Annotated in this window: 14 protein-coding genes; 2 read left to right on the top strand and 12 right to left on the bottom strand. The window is 33.3% G+C overall.

From position 1 onward, the window contains the following. The first annotated feature begins 68 nt into the window (after positions 1-68). Both ACSVH2_RS05010 and ACSVH2_RS05005 read left to right on the top strand, forming a co-directional pair. Positions 69-1,826 carry an aromatic amino acid hydroxylase gene (locus ACSVH2_RS05010; RefSeq protein ID WP_438092056.1) on the top strand — a complete coding sequence of 586 codons (1,758 nt, stop codon included), beginning with the start codon at positions 69-71 and terminating at the stop codon, positions 1,824-1,826. A gap of 69 nt (positions 1,827-1,895) precedes the next feature. Continuing rightward, positions 1,896-2,204, top strand: a complete 309-nt coding sequence (locus tag ACSVH2_RS05005) for a rhodanese-like domain-containing protein (RefSeq protein WP_438092055.1) — start codon at positions 1,896-1,898, stop codon at positions 2,202-2,204. 73 nt (positions 2,205-2,277) lie between these two features. Here ACSVH2_RS05005 and ACSVH2_RS05000 read toward each other — a convergent pair whose 3' ends face one another. The 12 genes from ACSVH2_RS05000 to alaS form a co-directional block, all read right to left on the bottom strand. Continuing rightward, positions 2,278-3,645, bottom strand: a complete 1,368-nt coding sequence (locus ACSVH2_RS05000; RefSeq protein ID WP_438092054.1) for a T9SS type A sorting domain-containing protein — start codon at positions 3,643-3,645, stop codon at positions 2,278-2,280. A gap of 85 nt (positions 3,646-3,730) precedes the next feature. Beyond that, entirely contained in the window at positions 3,731-4,378 is a 648-nt protein-coding gene (locus ACSVH2_RS04995; RefSeq protein ID WP_438092053.1) for a response regulator transcription factor, read from the bottom strand. A 431-nt stretch (positions 4,379-4,809) separates the two neighbouring features. Next, on the bottom strand, positions 4,810-6,144 hold the full coding sequence (locus tag ACSVH2_RS04990) for a T9SS type A sorting domain-containing protein (protein ID WP_438092052.1): 1,335 nt from the start codon (positions 6,142-6,144) through the stop codon (positions 4,810-4,812). Between the two features lie 106 nt (positions 6,145-6,250). Next, a complete protein-coding gene (locus tag ACSVH2_RS04985; protein ID WP_438092051.1) occupies positions 6,251-8,206 on the bottom strand; it encodes a tetratricopeptide repeat-containing sensor histidine kinase in 1,956 nt (651 codons plus the stop codon). 45 nt (positions 8,207-8,251) lie between these two features. Beyond that, entirely contained in the window at positions 8,252-8,530 is a 279-nt protein-coding gene (locus ACSVH2_RS04980; protein WP_438092050.1) for a hypothetical protein, read from the bottom strand. 216 nt (positions 8,531-8,746) lie between these two features. Further along, positions 8,747-9,280 (bottom strand): DUF6252 family protein, encoded by a 534-nt coding sequence (locus ACSVH2_RS04975; protein ID WP_438092049.1) that lies wholly within the window; start codon positions 9,278-9,280, stop codon positions 8,747-8,749. 92 nt (positions 9,281-9,372) lie between these two features. Further along, positions 9,373-10,800, bottom strand: coding sequence for a hypothetical protein (locus ACSVH2_RS04970; RefSeq protein WP_438092048.1), 1,428 nt, complete (start codon positions 10,798-10,800; stop codon positions 9,373-9,375). Between the two features lie 56 nt (positions 10,801-10,856). After that, positions 10,857-12,683, bottom strand: coding sequence for an outer membrane protein assembly factor BamB family protein (locus ACSVH2_RS04965; protein WP_438092047.1), 1,827 nt, complete (start codon positions 12,681-12,683; stop codon positions 10,857-10,859). 28 nt (positions 12,684-12,711) lie between these two features. Beyond that, positions 12,712-13,083: a hypothetical protein gene (locus tag ACSVH2_RS04960; RefSeq protein WP_438092046.1), complete on the bottom strand. Its 372-nt coding sequence runs from the start codon at positions 13,081-13,083 to the stop codon at positions 12,712-12,714. A 77-nt stretch (positions 13,084-13,160) separates the two neighbouring features. After that, a complete protein-coding gene (locus ACSVH2_RS04955) occupies positions 13,161-14,108 on the bottom strand; it encodes a GSCFA domain-containing protein (protein ID WP_438092045.1) in 948 nt (315 codons plus the stop codon). A gap of 106 nt (positions 14,109-14,214) precedes the next feature. Then, a complete protein-coding gene (locus ACSVH2_RS04950) occupies positions 14,215-15,006 on the bottom strand; it encodes a hypothetical protein (protein WP_438092044.1) in 792 nt (263 codons plus the stop codon). 213 nt (positions 15,007-15,219) lie between these two features. Then, positions 15,220-17,859: an alanine--tRNA ligase gene (alaS, locus tag ACSVH2_RS04945; RefSeq protein WP_438092043.1), complete on the bottom strand. Its 2,640-nt coding sequence runs from the start codon at positions 17,857-17,859 to the stop codon at positions 15,220-15,222. Positions 17,860-18,155 lie beyond the last annotated feature (296 nt).

Below are 18,155 nucleotides of genomic sequence, written 5' to 3'. Positions count from 1 at the left end.
TATGTCGAAAATCACATTTGTTTTAAAAGAAAGATTTGTAAATTTACCATCACAACAAAACTAAATTTATGGAAGCCCATTTTGAAAGCAATCCTTTGATAGATAGATTACCTAAGCATCTAAAACAATTCATTAAGCCACAAGATTATGCTGATTACACTCCAATTAACCAAGCAGTTTGGCGCTATGTGATGCGTAAAAATGTAGATTATCTTTCTAAAGTTGCACATAGTTCTTATCTCGATGGTTTGAAAAAAACTGGTTTGGAAGTCGATAATATTCCCAATATGTATGGCATGAATCGCATTCTAAAAGAAATTGGTTGGGCTGCAGTTGCCGTTGATGGATTTATTCCGCCGAATGCTTTTATGGAATTTCAAGCCTATAATGTATTGGTCATTGCTTCGGATATTCGACAGTTAGAACATATTGAATATACTCCAGCACCCGATATTATTCATGAAGGTGCAGGTCATGCTCCTATAATTGCTAATCCTGAGTATGCTGAATATTTACGTCGTTTTGGAGAAATAGGTTGTAAAGCCATTTCTTCTTCTCGTGATTATGAAATGTATGAAGCCATTCGATTATTATCTATTCTAAAAGAAGCAGAAGATACTCCAGAAGCAGAAATTCAAAAAGCGGAAGACCAAGTAGCATTTCTACAAAATAACATGGGAGAACTCTCTGAAATGTCTCGTATTCGCAATCTACACTGGTGGACTGTAGAATATGGTTTGATTGGAACGGTTGATAATCCAAAAATATACGGTGCAGGATTACTTTCTTCTATTGGAGAAAGTGCTTGGTGCATGACAGATAACGTAAAGAAAATTCCTTATGATATTTCGGCTGCTGATCAAAGTTTTGATATTACAAAACCTCAACCTCAACTTTATGTCACTCCAGATTTTGCTCATTTAAGCTTAGTTTTAGAAGAGTTTGCTAATACTATGGCATTACGAACAGGAGGATTATCGGGCATAAAAAAATTAATTACTTCCAAAGCATTAGGAACAATAGAATTAAGCACAGGAATTCAAATATCAGGATTATTTACTAACGTTATTGAACACGAAGGAAAACCAATTTATATCCAAACTATAGGTAAAACGGCGCTATCCTACCGAGAGAAAGAATTAGTAGGTCACGGCACGCAATATCACTCCGAAGGTTTTGGTTCTCCAATTGGAAAATTAAAAGGAATTAATTTGGCCATTGAAGACATGAGCCCAAGAGATTTAAGAGCTTATGATGTTTATGAAGCAGAGAAAGTTACCTTGGAATTTGAAGGAAACATTACGGTTACCGGTGAAATCATTACTGGTTCTAGAAATCTGCAAGGGGAAATTATCATTATTAGTTTTAAAAATTGTACCGTTACACATAACGATACGGTACTATTCCAACCCGAATGGGGAACTTATGATATGGCTGTGGGGAAAAAAGTGATTTCGGCGTTTTCTGGTCCAGCTGATGTGAATAGTTTTGATATGATTAATCATGTGCCTTCAAGCCATACGATTAAAGCAAAAAAATCACCTGAACGCGAAGAATTAGAAAAGTTATATGCGATTGTTCGCAACATTCGTGAAAACAAAACGGCTACAACTACATTAAAAGAAGCTTTTGCATCAGTAACAGCAAATCATCCAAACGATTGGTTATTATCAGTAGAAATTGCTGAATTGGCGGAAAAACAAAACAATACAGATTTACTTTCTAAAGTATTGAATCATTTAGAAAAAGTAAAACAAAATCGTCCCGATGTAGCTCATTTAATTTCGGGTGGATTAGAATTATTTTTAGAAAAAGCAACAATATAACACTTATGTAACTTTTGTTACTGCAAACCTATTGACACCTAATTACTTTTGTCAAAAAAAATATTAATTATGGGACTATTAAGCATGTTAGGATTAGGAAGTAAATCAGAAAGTATAAAAGAATTTACAGACAAAGGAGCTGTAATTATTGATGTAAGATCTCCGGGTGAATTTCAAGGTGGTCATATTAAAGGTTCGAAAAACATTCCATTGAATACTATAGGAAATCAAATAGATGCTATTAAAAAAGGGAATAAACCTGTTATCGTTTGTTGTGCCAGCGGAATGCGAAGTGCTCAAGCGGCTTCAATTCTTAAATCAAACGGCATTGAAGTAATCAATGGTGGTGGATGGCAAGGTTTGGAGAGTAAATTATAAAAATTTACTCTGAAATTTGAAAATGCCCCAAAAAGTTAAACACTATTTGGGGCATTTTTTATTTCTTCAAAAACTATTTTATAATTATTTTTCTAGTCTCAATTGCATTATTTTCGAAGTGAATTTTAGCCAAATAAATTCCTGGTTGATGTGTTGTCAAATCAATTACAGATTCCTTTTCTAAAACATTTTGAAACACCAACAATTTTCCTAAAATATCATAAATCTCAATAGATTGAATCGCATTTTGCTCTGATTGAAAGTTAAATAAACCGTTGCTCGGATTTGGAAAAACTTTCATCGTAGCTAAACTAATATCATCTAAACCTAATCCTGTACAGTTGAATAATGCTGTAGGGATTGTTTTGATTGTAAAAGTACCGTCGCCCAACATGCCATCAGAATTATTACCAAAACCCCAAGTACTCGAAGTAGTATTTTGTGCAAAAGAAAAACTCAAACCCGCTGTAACATTCTGAATTCCAGTCAATCCTGAAATCTGAAAAGGTGCCGTTCTATTTGTAATTGTTGCATCACCTAACTGATATGTAGTATTCAATCCCCAACCCCATACTGTACCATTAGTTTTCAATGCCAAATTGTGATTATTGGCTTGCGCTTTTAACCAATCGGTATCTGTTCCAATTTGTACTGGAGAGGTTTTATTGGCTGTTGTAGTATCGCCTAATTGACCTTGTGCATTATAACCCCATGTCCAAAGCGTTCCATTAGTTTTAACAGCTACAACATGCTGTTCGCCTGCTGTTGCAAAAGCCCAATCTGTTGCTGTCCCAACTTGAGTTGGAACATTAATAAAGTTTGTAGCGCCTAATCCCAATTGTCCATTAAGTCCAACACCCCAAGTCCATAAGGTATTATTAGCACGTCGTCCAACGTTGTGCGAACTTCCAACTGAAATAGAAACCCAATCATTAGCAGTTCCAATTCTCACTGGAGTAGAACGATTAGTAAAAGTTCCATCACCTAATTGCCCTGACAAATTTCCACCCCAAGCCCACAATGAGCCATCAGTTTTGATTCCCATGGTGCAATTAAGGTTTGAAGAAATCGACAACCAGTTAGTGTCAGTACCAATTTGTATTGGTGTATTTTTTTGTGTTGTAGTTCCGTCTCCTAATTTACCATAAGTATTTTGTCCCCAAGCCCAAAGTGTTCCATTGGTTTTAATTGCAAAAACACTATACCAACCAGCAAACACAAAAGACCAATCGTTGTCTGTTCCAACTTGAACTGGTGAACCTGCATCGGTAGTCACAGCTCCAATTCCGAGTTGACCGTATTGATGATCTCCCCAAGACCAAAGCGTGCCATCACTTTTAATAGCAATTGTAAATTGATTTCCAGCAGAAATTTTTTGCCAACATTGCCCATTTGCAAAAAAAGTGATTGATAATACAATAATAAGTAGTCTTGATTTCATGTTATTCTCATTTTAATTCGTTATGATTTAACAAATTTATAATGAGCCACAAAAAAATAAAATACGACAAATGTCGTATTCTATACTAAATCAAATTGTTATTCTTTGCCTTTTGAATGGCTTCCAATTTATTGTGAACTTGGAGTTTTTTATAAATATTTTCGATGTGCTTCCTTACTGTGGATGGCGATAAGAAAAGATTATCTGCAATAACATTATAATTCAATCCTTTGCTTAATTGTTCTAAAACCTCAACTTCTCTTGAGGTCAATTTTATATCATCCTCGCATTTTTGCTCAAAATCAATTGGATTTCTTAGTAGTTTCAGTGTTTTAAGTGCAATGGATGGATTCATCGCTGCACCGCCATTTAAAGTTTCAATAATAGCATTGTGAAGTTCTCCAGGGTTTACTTCTTTGAGAAGATAACCATCGGCTCCAGCTTTAATTGACTTGAAAATATTTTCATCATTATCAAAAACAGTCAGCATGATGATTTTGATTTGCGGATATTTATTCTTTACTGCTTCTGTAGCTTCAATACCATTCATTTTTGGCATTTCAATATCCATTAAAATCACATCGAGGTTATGATTTTTTTCTAACTTTTCTAATAAATCTTCTCCATTACAAGCTTTAAACTTTGTCTCAATATCTTCAAAAAAAGCAAGCTTATCTTGAATGGCTTTTTGTAAAAAAGTGTTGTCGTCAACTATGGCTATTTTTATTGGCATACTATTTTGATTTCTATAACAAAATTGATAATTTTTTTTCAGGTAATAGATTTATTATATAAAAAAAGTCCTTTTCAGACATGTTGACTTATTTGAAGAAACCACAGAATGAAAAGGACAACAATAAAAACAACCTAATTGTTTTTTGCTTTAACTATCAATACCACTTGACATTTCAAAATTGGTGATTTGATATTTTAAAAAAAATACGGCAAATGCCGTATTTGAGTGATATGATAATCTCAAAAAATAAACGATGGGATGAATAAATGATTGTTTAAAAAACTTTTACTCATTTTTTGATGACTTTTGATTTAATAAACTCATTGCCATACTTCGATTGAACAATAAATAAATAACTATTTTTATTTGAAACATCAATGTTAAAACATGACCTATTTAGATTTTCATTTCTAAAATGAATTGTTGAATTAATATTTTATAAATTTTGAAGTATTTACTAAATTCTCATTCAACACTTGGACAAAATAAATTCCTGAGCTAAACTTTGAAATATCAATAGATTTATTGTTTCCTGAGAAATCATTATTTTCATAAACAACTTGTCCTGTGAATGAAATAATTTTTAGAGAAGCATTATCCAAATTATTTTCAAAATTTAAATTGATTTCATTTGTTGCTGGATTTGGATAAACTTTAAATTCAGACTTTGATAACGATGGCGTTTCTAATGAAGCACAAGTAATAACGATTGGTATTAATGAATTTATCGTGGTTCCGTTTCCAAAACCATTTCCGTTAAGTCCCCAAGCACTCATGACACCTACATCTGCCAAAGCTACCGAATAGGCTGAAGCACCAGATACTTGCGACCAATTTGTTGCTGTGCCAATTTGAACAGGCGCAAAACGGTTAGTAGTAGTACCATCTCCCAATCTTCCTTGATTGTTAAAGCCCCAAGTCCATAAAGTTCCATTATTTTTAATAGCCATTCCATGAATAAAACCAGCATCAATTTTAGACCAATTTGTTTCTGTACCAATCTGAGTTGGTACACTACTGCTGTTTGGCACTCCATTTCCAGCTTCACCAGAATAATTTGCACCCCAAGACCATAAAGTACCGTTTGATTTTAAAGCAATAACATGACCCGTTCCCGCTGAAACTTCAAGCCAATTTGTATCTAATCCTATTCTGGTAGGAATATTATAAATTGTTGTATTATTATGTCCCAATTGTCCATAGGTATTTCCGCCCCACGACCACAGACTTCCATCTGTTTTAATAGCATAGCTACTTCCTTGTCCTGCAGAAACTTTATCCCAATTTGTCGCATTTCCAATTTGTACAGGATTTGCTCTCGCTAAAGCAGAGCCATCTCCTAAATTTGAGAAATTATTTTGACCCCAAGCCCAAAGCGTTCCATCTGTTTTTACAGCTAAAAAATATAAATTTCCAACTGAGATTTCTTTCCAATTAGTAGAGGTTCCAACTTGTACTGGCACATTTGATGGTAAATGATTACCCCAAATCCATAATGTCCCATCGGTTTTGATGCCCGCACTGTCATTATCTCTTGCGGCAATTTTTGACCAATTATTACTTGAACCTACTTGGGTGAAAGTACTTTTTGCAATAAAATCTCCAACTCCTAATTGCCCTGAACTATTATTGCCGGTTGCCCAAAGTGTTCCGTCAGTTTTAATCCCTAGAGTGTGTCCTGATCCAGCTTCCAATTTGCTCCAACATTGTGAAAAAGAAAATGTACTGAAAGTCAATAAAAAAAGAAGTGTAATTTTTTTCATGATTTATTTTTTAGTTTTTACAAAATTGTATCAACTAAAGACAAAAAAAAATACGACAAATGTCGTATTTTTTTTATTATTCTGTTTAACGTTAAAAACACATAAACTAGCTGATTTTAAGTTCAATTTTTATGTTTGTGCCCTGATTAACAATAGATTGAATTTCGAAATGACCATTCACTTCTTCTATTCGTTTTTTCATATTGTTTAAACCATTCCCAAAATCAACAGTTTCAATATCAAACCCTTTTCCGTTGTCTTTGATTTCAATTTGAATTTGATTATTACTTTGAAAAACTTTTACTTCAATTTGAGTTGCTTCAGCATATTTGATAGCATTATTTACGGCTTCTTGCATTGTCCTGTATAAATTTATGCCCACAACCGAGGAAAACTTTACTTCATTTAGACTATCATCTACATTGAATTTAAAATCAATATTTTCTTTGGCAGTTTTTGCTTTTTCGATAAAATTAAAGATACGTGAGCGCAAATCTTCAAAAGTGAATTCATTAGTATTCATTGCCCAAATAGTATCACGAAGCTCTACAATTGTTTCTTTTGCAAAATTGCTTATACTAGAAAGTTTATTATCCAACTTTGTGTTTTGAATATCAAAAGCATATTTAATATTATCCACAGACGAAATAATAAACGTTAATTGTGAACCAATATTATCGTGTAAATCTCTTGAAATAGAAAGGCGTTGTTCTTGTAACTTGTTTTGAGTTTCAATTTTTGCTATGGCTGATTTAAGCTCAAACTCTTGCTCTTGTTGCTTGTTTTTTAATTTCTGTTGGCGATAAATTAAAAAGGCGATAATGATTAAGGCCAGTGAAATTAATACTAAAATCAAAAACTGGGTTTCTTTTTTCTTAATCTCAAGCTCACGCATGGCGATAGCTGCTTTTGATTTTTCAAGGAGCTTTTCTTTTTTTTCAGTCTGATATTTGGTTTCTAATTCTGCAATTTGTTTAACCGTATTCTCCGAAAGCAATTGCTCATTTAAAATTGCCAATTTTCGAACATAAAAACCTACACTATCGGGCTGATTTAAATTGGTATAAACCATAATCAAAGAATTATAATTTATTTGCAGTTTGTCTCTGAGGTTCGCTTTTTCATAAAAAGTCTTGGTTGTAAGTAATATTTTTTTTGCTTCTGAATATTTTTTTGAAGCAACATATTCTTTGGCTAAATTCAAATTGAAATTAGTTTTATCTAAATCTGAATTTAACTCCTCTCTCTCTTTTTTTGATTTTTCATAGAGAGCTAAAGCATCTTTTGACTTTTTTTGTTCTGTTTTTATGGCTGCAATATTGTTATAACCACTAGAAACTCCCTTTTTATTTCCAACAGCTGTGCATTCTTTTACACTTTTATTGTACCATTGTAAAGCATGTAAAGTATCATTCATTTGAAGATAAACATTACCCAAATTCAAACAATTGACACATAACTCTTCTTTGAAATTATTTTTTTCTTGATATTTTACAACGTCACTGATGTATTGTAATGCCTTTGGATAATTTTTCAATTTAAGCTCAATTAAACCAATATTGCCTTTTATAATACTGCAATTTTTTTCATCATTTATACTTTCAAAATAACTTAAAGCTTCAAGAAATGAAGCCATTGCTAGTTTATATTGTTGTGTTTTCTCGTAAATGTTTGCCAAGTTATTATTGATTTTTGCCAAACCTCTAGTATCATTTCTTAACTTTCTAATTTTATAGGCAGAAAGATAATTTGATTTAGAATTTTGAAAATCGCCTTTTATAAAATAAACCGCACCAATATCACTATAAACTTGTGCCAACAAAGTGGAGTCTTTTAATTTTACTGAGGCATCAATGGCTTTTTCACCATAATGAAGCGCCGAATCGGTAGAGATTTTAGAATAATACCAAGTCAAATCTGAGTAGATGGATGCTGTCTTTTTGGCATCAGGATTTGTATTTAACTCTTTTTTTAAACCATCAATTTTGTCTTGTGCATTTTGAGAATACCCAAAAAAATAGACGAAAAAAATGAAATATAAACTAAGTAAGGTTGTTTTCATCTTAGAAAATTTAGATAAATATAGTAAAAATGTAAAAACAAATACCTATTCGTTTTTTGGATACAAACCTTCAACTAATTTATAGTTCAACTCATAAATATCTTGACTAATAGTGGAATTAACCTCAATTATTTTTTGCTTTAATTCCTCTGATAATTTCAATTGATTGTTTTGAACTTTTTGTTCCACGCAAAGCTGCTGGATTATTTCTTCTAAATATTTTACTCTAGACTGAAATCTTTCTTTATCAGATTGTATTTTTAAAACTAGATAAATAATTAGTGCCAGAAAGAAAACCGTCAGTGGGATTAAAACATGTATCATTTGGAGCCGTTTTAAAAATTACGTTATTAGTTAGTTAAAAAAAGAATGATTGTTTTGAAATATTGATAACAGACTATTCTAATTCACAATACAAATTTGATGTTTAGTTTTAAGTCAACCTATACGGCAAATGGCGTATTTAAAAACAAATGGAGACCTAAAAAAAGGCCTCCATTGACTTCAATAAAAAGGAATTAAAAGTTCTAATCTAACAAATTAGTTAGACAAGTTGATATTGAAAGACCCATTGGTTATTGATTTAGTATCTGAACCTTGGGTGTTTTTCAGCGTAAAACTAAATGTTCCTTGAACATTAGTTTCTGTTTTACTAGAAATTGTAATTGATCCTGAATTTCCTCCACCATCATATGGAGCTCCAAAAGATAATGCTGAAGTTGGATTACTGATATCTATTGCTGTGTATGCAGCAGTTGAAACTAAAATATCACTGTTTTCATCAATTTGATAAGTAGCACCAGATGTAATGTTTTCTGCTAGTATCATCATTTGGATTACTTTTCCAGTTGCATCTGCACCACCAATAGAAAGATTGTAGTAAGAGCCATTGTAAAGTAGTGCTGCAGTTGTACCTTGAGGTATAGAAGTGAAATTTGTACCTCCAATTTTAGCTTTCATTGTTCCAAGTGCTGCACCACTACCACCACTGCTATCATCGCTACTACTGCAAGACGACATTAAAGTTGTTAAAGCTAATGCTAAAACGATTCCGAATTTTTTCATTGTTTTCATATTATTTACTGTTTAAGTTATAATACAAATCTTCAATTTTATAGTGTAACACACAATACGACATTTGCCCTATTTTAACAAACCTTACCTTATCAATTATTTTTTATCAAAGTACTCTTTGGTAAAGCGATGGTTTTCAAAACATTGTTTCCCTCTACACTTGAAATATAAAACAACACCTCATTTTTTTCATCATAATAGGGTAACCCGTCAAAATCAAAGGTGTTGACTTTACTTCCCAAATTGATGGGTTCTGACCAGTTTTTCCAAGTGTCATCTAATCGGTGCGAAATAAAAATATCATAACTCCCATAACTACTGAAACCATTGCTACAAAAGAGCAGTGTTTTAGTATCGGATAACAATTGACACATACCTTCATCAGCAGCAGAATTGATTATTTTACCCATGTTTTGCAGAAATCCATAGGTTCCATCTTCTTTTTGCAATGCAAAATACAAATCGCTTCCGCCTTGCGTAAAATCGGTTTCAATTCCCATGATTAAAACCTTTCTATCTGCTGTAGAAGTAACTTCAGCTGTTTCATCATAATTATTATAAGCAGCAACTTTTATTTGTCCAGCCAATTGATAATTACCATTGTTTATGGAAAATTTTTCATAACCTGTCTCACCATTACTTCGATCATAATTGTTACCACCTTTTACTAAAAAATCATTCCCAACATACTCAACATGATTATAAAATTCACCTGTATTGAGCATTGTTTCTACCTTTTTATTCCCCCAATTTCCATTGAATTCTTTTGTAAATGAAATAATTTCATTCTTTTCGTCACTGATGTTTGTAATAAAAAGTGTCTTTCCATCAGGACTTAATGCTGGATTTGTTGGAACTACATTGGTAAGGATTATTGTTTTAGATTCAGGAAGTTTTTCAAAAGTTTCATTTGTATTGATAGTAGCCTGAATTGGCGTTTCAGAGTCCGAAATACCAATAGCGTCAATCTCCTTTTTTCCAGGCAATAATGCAAAATTAAATTCCACTCGAACCGCTACAACTCCTGAACTAGCATTGTCCAAAATGGCATGTTCAATTCCGGGATTGATGACATCTGCAGCTTCTTGCACTTTTCTTCTTTTTCGTTTAAAATAATACTGCCTGTCGGCAGGAATGGTAGCTTTGAAAGTGGGCGTTTTATAATCTCGTTTTCGTGTCCACACTGTTTCATATTTGCCATTTCCTTTGTCAACCCCAATTTTCACCACACAACCTGCATTAAGATTTTCGCAAACCGCCACTTGTTTTACTGTTTGTGGTTTTTCAAAACTCACTTCTATCCATTCATAGCCGTCAAGTGCATTTTTTGGTGACCACGCATTTGGACTGCTTCCGCCTTGTGGAAATGCATCGGGTTTGCCAAGAACTCTTTTTATTCCGTTTTGTTTTCCACCTAAATCAGATGAATATTTAATCAATTTATTTGCCCATTGTACTTGCTGTGCTTGAAGCGAACAAATAGAAAAGAGAAAAGAAGAAAGAAAAATAATTGTTTTCATAATGGTTGTGATTAAAAAAAGGACTGCAATTGCTTGCAGTCCCAATCAAATTTAAACTAATTATTTACTTTTATTTTCTCTACTTTTCTCCCTTTAAAGGCATAAATATATTCTCCATCATCGGTAATATCAATTCCATTTCCATAATTTGGATTTCCGCCTTTTCCTTTTGACTGAACAGAACCCTTTGTTTCTCCGTTTGCCATATCAATTCCGTAAATAATATTTTTACTGTTTCTTTGGTCTCTCAAGAAATAATTATCTCCAATATGATAGAAATAATCAACACCTTTTATTTTATCAGAAGAATAGTTTCTTTTACCATCTTTCTTAGCATAAGAAGCCAATCCTTTTTCGGATAAAACAACTACATTTTCACCAAAATCGATTACATCAGTGGCTTTTCCAACTCCAGCATCACCATGTTTTACATCAAATAACTGATTTCCTGAAGCAATATCATAGCTGTAAAATTGATCACCATCACCAACAAATACTGTTTTATCATTTTCTAGAATTAAATCGGTTATTCTTTTATCAAATTTTTCAGAACGCCATGCTGTTTTTCCATTTGAATCATCCAGACAAGCAACTCCATTTTTTTGTGCTTTATAATCCCAATAAATATAAGGCACTTTGACTTTGTAGGTTCCGCCCATTCCATCAGATCTACTTTCCATTCTGTATTCTTGTACTTGTACTTTCCCTCCGATTTGCACTACAAGTCTGTCTCCCGCTTTATAAACATTTGGCACACAAAAAGCACCCGTAACTTTTTCTGAAGCCCAAAGTAATTTTCCAGAGTCCAAGTCATGTTTTTCTATGTATTTTGTTTTATCTCTTCCTCCTAAAATCACAATATATACTGCATTATCTGTGAATAATGGATCAGCTATGGTTCTGTAATATTTTTTCTCTTTGGTATTAGAAAACATACCGCCGCCACCGCCATCCATATCATTCTCATATATTGATTCCCACAATTTTTGACCATTTTTATAATCATAAACCATAAGTCCGTTGAGGTATAAATACACTTTGTCATTTTTTATCCATAAATCAATAATAGCGCGTCGTGTTACCAATTCTTTTTCTACAGTTCCCACAAAAGTTGCATCCCATAAAACATCACCATTAGAAGCATTTATTCTAACTAATTGATTTTTAAAACCTGCAAATAAAGCACCCAATGCTGTAGGTTTAAAATTGACCATAATGATTTCATTCTTTTTAGAATTGTAAATGTATTTACCTACACCACCTTTAAATCTATTGGTTTCCCATATTTTTTCACCTGTATTTGCTTTTACTAATATCACAGATTCTTTTTGAGAAACTAAAAAAGCATCTAGTTCTGATATGTATTTAACGGTTTCTAATTCGCCTTGATCTGAACCTTCAATGCCTTTAGTTCCTTTAGGAATTAAATTTTGATATAGTTCGGAATTCCACAATTCTTTGCCCGATATTAAATCCAGACATGCCACTCTATCGGTTCCCATTTTACGTTCATCAAATAGAAAAAGATAGCCGCCTTTTTCTTTCCAAACAACAAACTGATACTCCGAATTATTGGTATTATTGGTTGTGATTTTTTTATAATCACCATTCCATAATGTTTTGCCCGAAGAATCTAATACGGAAGCAGAATTATCGTCTGTGCCAATGATATAGGTACCATCTGAATCACTTGCTGCTAAAAATGACGCTTTATTTGAAAACTCAGATTCCCAAACCGTTGCAAAGTTTCCCGATTTTTTTCCTGCGCTTGAACCTCCACCAATTTTGGCTTTTGCCTTATCCATAAGTTTACCAAACTGGGCTTGTGCTGGTAATGTGACTGCTATAAACAGTACCATCATTACTAAATTACTTTTTTTCATTGTTTCTATTGTTTTTATTGTTAGGTTATTAAAAGGTTACAGTGTAGCGAATTTTATAGCGCTGCTGTTTTTGTAGTTTAAAATTAAATTTGTGTTGCAGTATGTAATCCGACATGAAATTGATAAAATCAATATTCTTAATATCGCTATCGACTTTAAAGAAAGAGGATACTTTCCCGTTTTGAACCACACTGATATCAACGACCATAGTGCCTTTGACATGAGCATATTTTTTTTCTTTTCTCTTTACGAAATCACTCGATTGGAATACTTGGTCGATTTCTTTGGTTACCGTTTCCGTTACTTCTTCCTCATCAGTCAGTACAGGCTTTTGAGCCCAACCATTTTGAGTGGATAACATAAAGAAGGTCAATACAAATAGTGTTTGAATTAGTTTCATGATTTATAGGTTGTTAAATACATAACAAACCTATAGTTTAAACCTAAATCAAAAAATACGGCATTTGTCGTATTTTGTTAAAATTGGAAATATGGAAACTGTGCTTGTAGTTTGATAATCTTATCGTTGAGTGATTTTCGAAATTGCTTATGACTATCAGTTTCGGGATTAAATGGTCGGTGAGCTAACCCTTTTTGAATGGTTTCCACTTCTTTCATAATCGGATGACTTTCCTCAGAAATTGAACTTTCTGAAAACCGTTCCCAAATATAATCAATAGCTACTTGATTTGGATGTAGCATATCTGTCGCATAAAAACGATAATCGCGAAGTTCATCCATCATGATTTCGTAGGAAGGAAAATAATTCGAATTACGAGTTGCGAGTTGCGAGTTGTGAATAGCAGTTATTAAGTGCGCTTTGCTCTGTTGGTTTTCTGGGAAGCCATCTTTGATGTGTCGAACAGGCGAAACGGTGAATATAAAATGGCAATTAGGATTAACTTTTTGAATTAAATCAATTGTGTTTTGAATAGATTTCTGAATTGTTTCTACCGAAAGGATTTCTTTGTCAAATAGATTTTGAGGTACTTTATGGCAGTTAGCCACAATTTCTTGGGAAGATTTCAATCGGTAAACCCAAGATGTTCCATAGGTAATAATAACGTGAGTAGATTGGGTTACTTGGTGATGAGTTGCTTCGAGAATTTGATTTAGATTATTGAGTAATATTTCTTTATCTGGATTACTTAATTCAGAATGCACTTCATAGCAATGCCACAATTCGTTGTGAAAAAAAATATCTTTTTCTGTAAACCGTTTTTGATGCACTACTCTTTCCATAAGCTTTTCTATGGAAACGGGATTAAAAATAATACCAAACGGATTGACAGCGTTCTGAAACTTGAAGTACTCCAACTTTTCTCCCATATTCTCCGCAAAACAAGAACCCAACGACACTATCTTGGATTGATAATTTATTGGAGTTTTAGATTGTGTTAAGGGAACTTTAGTGTTGAATTGCATGGTTTTATTTAATTTCCAAACAAATATATAGTATTCTCAGTAAAAAAATGAAAACCCTTTCCTTGACAGTGGAAAGGGTTTTCGGGAAATAGTGTTTGATTTTTATTTATTTGAAATATTGAAAACTATATTGGTATCCACCAGGTGAAGTAGCTGAACTGCTTATTGCGGTAGGATAATTGTTGGTATTGTAATTTGCTTCAAATACCACTTGGTTGTCTACAACTCCTGGAGTGATATAAGTAGTTTGTTGGATTACGTTATGCTTGAAGCCAAATAAACCATCGCCTATGAAAGTGTATAATTTGATAGCATCTAAACCCGTTACATTTTGCATAGGATGATTGGCAGTATCATAGTTATAGGTCACACTAGATGAAAAAGAGTTTGTGTTAAAATCCTTTTGACTTACTTCCCCATTTTGAAAATAATACTTCTCAGTAGTTCCAGAAAGTGTATTTTGAGAAGTTATATCACCATAATATCCTGTCATCAAAACTGTTCCATCGGAGTTATAAGTAAAAACACTTTTAAAACCATAGTTATTGCTTGGAACCACTCTTACCACTTGTGTCAATTGTTTGTTGGTATTATAAGTGAAAACTGTGTTAGCAGTATTTTGGTTAGCAGCATTAAAGCGTTTGATTTGAGTAATCAAGTCATTAGTATAATAGTATTTATCATAACCAACACCATCAGTTAATGCTTGGATTTCAAAATCTACTCTGTTTAATTTGGTTCCACTATAAGAAAAAGTATATTCCGATTGTTGTCCCAATGTAACTGCTGTCACTTTATTAAGCAATACAACATTTGATGTGTCGCTGTCATTAGAACACGAAGTAAACGTTAAAATAAAAAGGGAAACAAGTAATAAAAATTGCGTAGCTTTTCTCATAATCACATTAGTAGTTTATTGTATAGATTTACTGGGGCGTATTTCTTAACAGGTCAAATGTAGAGAAGCCAATCTTTGTGAAGAAAAATTTTCGATATACAGTCAATAAATCTGTTATTCGGCAGATTTTGAACACTTTTGAACCGTTTATCGATAAAATAAAACCCTTTTAATCGTTTGATTAAAAGGGTTTATAGAATAAATTTAATTAGATTATTTTACAAAGTCAATGGCTTTTTCCAAAGCTTCTTTGATACCTGAAACATTTTTTCCACCTGCAGTAGCAAAAAACGGTTGTCCTCCACCGCCACCTTGAATGTATTTACCTAGTTCACGAACTATGGTTCCAGCATTTAGATTTTTTAAAGCGACTAATTCTTTGGATATGTAACAACTCAACATTGGTTTATCGTCTTCTGCGGTGGCTAAAACTAAGAAAATGTTAGTTCCTAAAGTTCCTAGCTCGTATGCTAAGTCTTTTGCTACTTCAGGATTTAAATCTACTTGAACAGCTAAGAATTGAATTCCATTTATAGTTTGCAGTTGTGAAGCTAATTCCCCTTTCAGGTTTTTTGCTTTTTCCTTTAACAACTGCTCAATTTGTTTTTTCAATTTTGCGTTATCTTCTTGCAAAGAAACGACTGCTTTAATAGTGTCTTGTGGATTTTTTAGTGTTTCTTTAATCGATGCTAAAGCATTTTCTTGTTGGGCAAAAAACTCTTTTACGGCATCACCAGTAATTGCTTCAATACGACGAATTCCAGCCGCTACAGCACCTTCAGAAATGATTTTGAAATGCCAAATCTCAGCCGTATTCTTCACATGAATTCCACCACATAATTCTTTGCTATCGCCAAACTCAATCATTCGAACTGTATCACCATATTTTTCTCCAAACAATGCCATTGCACCTTGTTCCATCGCTTGCTGAATAGGAATGTTTCTATGTTCTTTTAATTGCAGTTGGGCTGCAATTCGCGAGTTAACAAATGCTTCCACTAGTTTCAGTTCTTCATCGGAAACTTTGCTAAAATGTGAAAAGTCAAAACGCAAGTAGTTTGGATTAACCAACGAACCTTTTTGCTCCACATGTGTTCCCAATATAGTTCGTAATCCTAAATGCATCAAATGGGTTGCAGAGTGATTAGCCGCCGATTTTCTTCTGCGATCTGGACCAACAATTACTTTGAAAATTTCGGATAGATTAGAAGGTAACTCTTTGGCAAAATGCATAATTAAGTTATTCTCTTTTTTGGTATCTATAATATAAATTACATCGCCATTGGCTGCTTCAAGCACTCCTGTATCTCCAATTTGTCCTCCACCTTCTGGATAAAACGGTGTCATATTAAAAACCAACTGGTATACTTCACCATCCTTGGCGCTTTCTACTTTTCTGTATCGGGTAATTTTTATTTTGGCTTCGGTATAATCATAGCCAATAAATTCTTCTTCTTCGTCATCAATCAAAATTTGCCAATCACCGGCTTTTACTTTGGATGCAGCACGAGAACGTTCTTTTTGAATTTGCAACTCGGTTTCAAAAGCTTGTACATCCAAATCCAATCCGCGTTCGCGAAGAATTAAAGCTGTTAAGTCTATTGGAAAACCATATGTGTCATACAATTCAAAAGCTTTTTTACCCGAAATAACTTTCTCATTTGAATTGGTAATAATATTTTCTAACAACAGTAATCCTTGATCTAATGTACGCAAAAAAGACGCTTCTTCCTCGCGGATTACATTGGTCACCAATTGTTGTTGTGCTTTAATTTCTGGGAAAAACTCACCCATTTGATTGGCCAAAACTTCAACTAGTTTATTGATAAATGGTTCTTTAGTATTCAAGAACGTAAATCCGTAACGAATAGCACGACGCAAAATTCTACGAATAACATAACCTGCACCAGTATTGGAAGGCAATTGTCCATCTGCAATAGCAAAAGCTACGGCACGAACATGGTCAACAACAACACGAATGGCAATGTTGGTTTTGTTTTGTTCTTCACTTATGGTTGCAACTTCGTTTGAAGTATATTTCAGTCCCGTAATTTGTTCCACTTTTTCAATCAGTGGTGTAAACACATCGGTATCATAATTGGAAGTTACGTTTTGCATTGCCATACACAAACGCTCAAATCCCATTCCGGTATCAACGTGTTGTGCTGGTAATTTTTCTAATGAACCATCTGCTTTTCGATTGAATTCCATGAAAACGTTGTTCCAAATTTCCACTACTTGTGGATGATCGGCGTTTACTAAACTACGCCCTGAAACTGCTGCTCTTTCTTCATCAGTTCTTAAATCGATATGAATTTCAGAACATGGACCACACGGACCTTGATCGCCCATTTCCCAAAAGTTGTCCTTTTTGTTGCCTAAAATAATTCTATCCTCAGGCACATATTGCTTCCAAATATCCCAAGCTTCTTGATCGAATGCTACATTTTCAGCAGGATTTCCTTCAAAAACAGAAACATACAAACGGTCTTTGTCTAGTTTTAAAACTTCGGTTAAAAATTCCCAAGCCCAATCCAATGCTTCTTTCTTGAAATAATCGCCAAATGACCAGTTACCTAACATTTCAAACATGGTGTGATGATAGGTATCAAAACCTACATCTTCCAAATCGTTGTGTTTTCCTGAAACGCGAAGACATTTTTGTGTATCGGCTATTCTTTTACTTTTTGGCGTTCCATTTCCTAAAAAGTATTCTTTGAATTGTGCCATTCCTGAGTTATTGAACATCAAAGTTGGGTCATCTTTTAGCACGATTGGTGCCGAAGGAACGATTAAATGTCCTTTGCTTTCAAAGAATTGTAAGTATGCTTTACGAATGTCTTGTGATTTCATTATTAATTGGTTTCAAGTTTAAAGTTTCAGGTTCCAAGTTGAAAACTGAGGTTTAAAAAAAATGGTTTACTGTTTAGCCCTGATTGAAGTCGAAATCAACTTTGTCAAAGTTTAAAACTTTGAAAAAGTTATTGCAACGAAAAGCAGGAAAATGGTTTATTGAAAATGCCCAAACGTTTCGCTCCTTCAAAAGATTTTTAAAGAATCTGAAACAAGTTCAGATTAAATTGAAACATTTGTTAAATTTGTTCGTATAACCATTGTTTTTAAAACTTGCACAAAAATAGTATAAAATA

Origin of the sequence: Flavobacterium sp. RSB2_4_14 (assembly GCF_051547085.1) — a bacterium.
Lineage (GTDB): Bacteria > Bacteroidota > Bacteroidia > Flavobacteriales > Flavobacteriaceae > Flavobacterium.
The sequence above is the reverse complement of the archived record's forward strand: the minus strand, read 5'-3'. Positions and strand labels throughout refer to the sequence as shown.